This window comes from uncultured Campylobacter sp. (assembly GCF_938045225.1).
GTDB lineage: Bacteria > Campylobacterota > Campylobacteria > Campylobacterales > Campylobacteraceae > Campylobacter_A.
Genome location: NZ_CALINL010000280.1, coordinates 1 through 4,053, shown reverse-complemented (window position 1 = coordinate 4,053; position 4,053 = coordinate 1). Strand labels below are relative to the sequence as shown.

3 protein-coding genes and 1 pseudogene are annotated in these 4,053 nt (G+C 46.7%); all 4 read right to left on the bottom strand.

What is annotated here, in order from left to right; all coding sequences use genetic code 11:
• Nucleotides 1-877, bottom strand: an 877-nt coding sequence (locus Q0200_RS10055) for a ribonucleotide-diphosphate reductase subunit beta (RefSeq protein WP_297940847.1), incomplete at its 3' end; no start/stop codon positions are given.
• Between the two features lie 149 nt (nucleotides 878-1,026).
• Nucleotides 1,027-2,658: a flagellar hook-basal body complex protein gene (locus Q0200_RS10050; protein ID WP_297940846.1), complete on the bottom strand. Its 1,632-nt coding sequence runs from the start codon at nucleotides 2,656-2,658 to the stop codon at nucleotides 1,027-1,029.
• A gap of 4 nt (nucleotides 2,659-2,662) precedes the next feature.
• Complete coding sequence (locus Q0200_RS10045; protein ID WP_297940845.1) at nucleotides 2,663-3,367, bottom strand: flagellar basal body rod modification protein; 705 nt, start codon at nucleotides 3,365-3,367, stop codon at nucleotides 2,663-2,665.
• 47 nt (nucleotides 3,368-3,414) lie between these two features.
• Nucleotides 3,415-3,903 (bottom strand): annotated as a pseudogene (locus tag Q0200_RS10040) (flagellar hook-length control protein FliK); the annotation flags it as partial.
• Between the last annotated feature and the right edge of the window lie 150 nt (nucleotides 3,904-4,053).

The following is a 4,053-nucleotide window of genomic DNA, read 5'->3' as shown; positions in this document are numbered from 1 at the left end:
CAACTAGACGTTGATCAATGAGATAGTGGATATACTGCTCGATGATGTCGTCGGTAAAGCCCATTACTTGGTTCTGAGTGATGTATTTGCCCCATTTGATCTCTAAATTTCCAGCTTTTTCAAACATATCATAAATTTTTGCCTCAGTCTCAGGTGTGAAAAGATCAGGCCTCTCTTTGCGGACTGAATTTATCATGTTTTGAAACAAAAGCAGGTGCGTGATCTCGTCGCGTTGGATGAAGCGTATCATCTGCGCTGAGCCTAGCATCTTGCCAGCGCGAGCTAGAGCGTAGATCGCTGTAAAGCCGCTGTAAAAGTAGATGCCCTCTAAAATTTGGTTTGCAACCATCGCAAGAAGTAGCTTCTCGTCAGTCACTTCGCCTGCAAGCTCCTCATAAACGCTTGAGATGTAGTCGTTTTTCTCGCGCAATACATCGTCGTGCTTCTCCATCTCGTAGATGAGGTCGGTGTTGTCACAGATCGCCTCGACCATGACAGCGTAAGACTTGCTGTGGTTTGCCTCTTCGTAGGCTTGGCGGCTTAGCACGGCGTTGATCTCTGGTGCGGTGATGTAAGGGTTGATGTTGTCAGCTAGGTTGTTTGTCTGAAAGCTATCCATCGAGATGAGCTGGCTCCAGACTAGGTCGTACATGCGTTTTTCAGCCTCTGTGAGGTTGTAGGCATAGTCGCGTACGTCGTCCGTGGTGTCGACCTCTTTTGGAAACCAGGTATTAGCTTCCATCAGGTCCCAGAGCTTTAGCGCCCATTGGTATTTTGCCTTGGTAAAATTTAAAATGCCGTGCGGATTGCCGTTAAATACGCGGCGATCTGTCAAATTTTCGTTTGAGCTTGGGTTGTAGATTCTTTTTCGGTTCATAACTTTTTTCTTTATTCTGTAAATTTTCGGGGCTGATTTTAGCTAAAAAATTATTTAGATATCTTGAAGTAGACTATTTCATCGCGTTAAATTTGGCTTTAGGGTTGCAGCTAAAATTAAAAAACCCGCGTCAAATTCGCGGGTTAAATTTAGCGTTTTAGCTCGATTGCGCGCTGGAGCATCTCGTTGCTAGTGGTTATGCTTTTTGCGTTAGCGTCGTAGGCCTTTTGCGTGACGATGACTTCGGTTAGAGCCTGGGCTAGATCGACATTTGACTGCTCTAGCGTGCTGCTAGCTAGTTTGGCGCCGTAGATGCTTTTGCCGCCTGCGTCTTTATAGAAAAATGCCGCGCCGGAATTCGCGCTTTGCGAATAGATATTATCGCCCATTTTTGCAAGGCCTTGCTCGTTTTGGAAGTGATAGAGAGCGACTTTGCCGACGGAGCGGACTTGGCCGTTTGTAAACTGCGCCAAGATATTTCCAGAATCGTTGGTGTAATAATCCTTTAAAATACCCTCGCGTACGCCGTCTTGAGCGATCGAGATACTTTTGGCTTGAGACGTGCTAGTGACGCCTGAGTAAATTTGACCCGCAGGCACGGGAGTGCCGAAGTCTAGCTCGATTTGCGAGCCGTTATTATCTAGAGCGCTTAAAGTAGAGCTAACAAGTCTACCTTCGTGATCGAAATTTAGCTCGCCGTTAGTATTTGAGACCACTGCGCCGCTTGCGTCTTTTACGGTCGCCGCCGCATCCCAAACCGTGCCGTTAGCGCCCTGAGGTACGCGTTTTGTTAGCGTTAGCTCAAGTTTATTTTTCGTGCCGTCCGTATTTAAAAGCTCGGTTACGAATTTTTCTTGATTTGCCGCTTCTTTAGTCGTGTTTATTTTTGCAGTCAAATTTGGAGCGGTCGTTAGATCAAAATCTCTTTCAAATTTTTGACTGATGCTCCAGTTGCCGTTTTCGTCGATTGGAGCGCTAAATTCAGCCGTTTTACCGTTCGCGTCGGTTGCCGTTACGGTAACCATATCGCCTTTTCTAGGGCAGGTTATCGTATCGTCAGCCGTGACTCGCCCGCGTAAATTTATAGTTCTAGAGGGGTTATCTATGCTGCTATTATATGTAGCGTTATCGACTGGCAAAGTAACCGGCTCGGTTTTGAAAGACGAGTCGAGATTTCCTTTAAAGGTTACCTTTGAAGTCGGTTTGGTCGGTAGATACAAAAACTCAGGCAAGCGAATTTTGCCCTGGGAGCCGATGTCGCCGACGTCAAGGTCTGTGGTGTCTGATCCTAAAGTGTATGCCTGCGTGACTGCAGCCGTGCTGTTTACTCTACCGAAAGCCTCTATCGCGCCCTGGCTTGGAGCGACTTGCGTTAGCGTATTTTGCGTTCCTAGTACGTAGTTGCCTTGATTTGTTACGAGATATCTTTCTTTGTCTACGCCAAAGCTACCGGCGCGCGTGTAGTAGGTGCCCGAGCCGTTTGTCACGCCGAAGAATCCCTTGCCGCCGATCGCCATATCCAGGACGTTATCGGTTTTCATAAACGGGCCTTGCTTGTAAAAGCTAAGCGCCGTCGTCATGCCCGTAGCGCCCAGACCGACTTGGTCCTGCGTCGGGTTATTGCCCGCGGCAAAGGATGTCTGATAAAAAATACTTTTAAATTCCGGTATCGAAGCGGTAAAGCCGACGTTGTTTATGTTGGCGATGTTGTTCGCCCACACGTCCATGCTAAATCCCTGCGTTCTGACTCCGCTAACGCCGTTATATAGGCTTCTTACCATGGATTTATCCTTTTGACGGCTCGGTAAATTCTTTGACTTTGTCGATGCTGACGTATTGTCCGCCGACCTTTACCTGTGCGACGCCGTCGATAAATTTAACCCCTTCTACGAGATAGTTGCCTACGCCGCCGGTTCTGGCGCCGCCAGCGTGATCGACGTAGTTTATCTCTACCGAGTAGGTGCCTGCTTTTGCGTCGTTGCCTGCACTATCCTTGCCGTCCCACTCGAAGGTATTGGCTCCGGCGCTAGCTTGGCCGAATTCTAGCTTTCTTACGAGTTTACCGGTGCCGTCTTTGATATTTATCGTGCCGCCTTTTGCCGCGCTTTCTAAAAATCCCGCAAATTTGACGCCTGAGCCTTCTTCTTTTACGATGCCGCTATCGCCGATTTTAGCCATCTTGCCGAGCACTCCGACGGCGTACATATTTGTGCTATTTTTTAGCTGGTCGGCTAGCTTTTGCATCATTTTGTTCGTGTTTTCTTGCATTTCAAGCGAGGCTAGCTGGCTAGTTTGGGTTAGCATTTTTTCCGTATCCATCGGGCTTGTCGGGTCTTGATACTGAAGCTCGGTCAAAAGAAGTTTCATAAAAGCGTCCTTGTCTAGCTGGGCGTTTGGATTGGTGCCTGCGGCTTTTTGTAGGGCGTCCGCCGATTTTTTAGCGGCTTGGTTGTTTACCGTAAAGTTATTGGTTTCTAGTCCGTTTGACATCTTTTATCCTTTAAATTTTTATATCTCAAGCAAATTTGATTCCAAATTTACACGTATCGTGGAACGATGAGCTCTAAACGAGGCGTTGCAGGTTCGCCTTGCTCGGCGTCGTCGGAGCTAAATTTGGAGCCTTTGTAGCTCTTTTGCCCTTGCTCTTTTTTAGGCTGATTTTGATCGCTAAAGTTCATCTCAAGCTCGGTAAAGCCCATATTTACGAGGCTGTTTTTAAACTCGGCCTGATTTTGTAAAAAGAGGTTCATCGTCTGCGTATTTGAGTTGAAATTTATATGCAGATTGTTGCCGCGATTTACCATCGTGATCTCGACTTCGCCCAAATTTAGCGGATTTAGCGTGATGTTAAAGCGCATAAACGGCGATTTGTATGCCGCGACCTGCTCTTTTAAATTTGAGCTAAAGTTATCAAGCGTCTCGCGCACGGCTTGGAAATTTCTAGTTTGCGCTTTGGCGTTTGAGATTACGTCTTTTACCATCGCGTTTAGCTCGCTGTTTTCGCCGTTATCGCTTTGGGTCTCGGTTAAAATTTGCTCTTCGTCGTTTTCGCGCTCGGGGAATAGTAAATTTTGTAAATTTATCTTTTTGTAAATTACTAGCAAGATTATCTATCAAATCACTGGGCAATTCTAATATGTCAAATGCCGTTTTACCAGAAAATAATTCCTTAGGAG

What these genes read in the sequence shown, in the direction of transcription:
- Q0200_RS10050 (WP_297940846.1), bottom strand. Translation starts at nt 2,658, where the DNA reads ATGGTAAGAAGCCTATATAACGGCGTTAGCGGAGTCAGAACGCAGGGA.
- Q0200_RS10045 (WP_297940845.1), bottom strand. Translation starts at nt 3,367, where the DNA reads ATGTCAAACGGACTAGAAACCAATAACTTTACGGTAAACAACCAAGCC.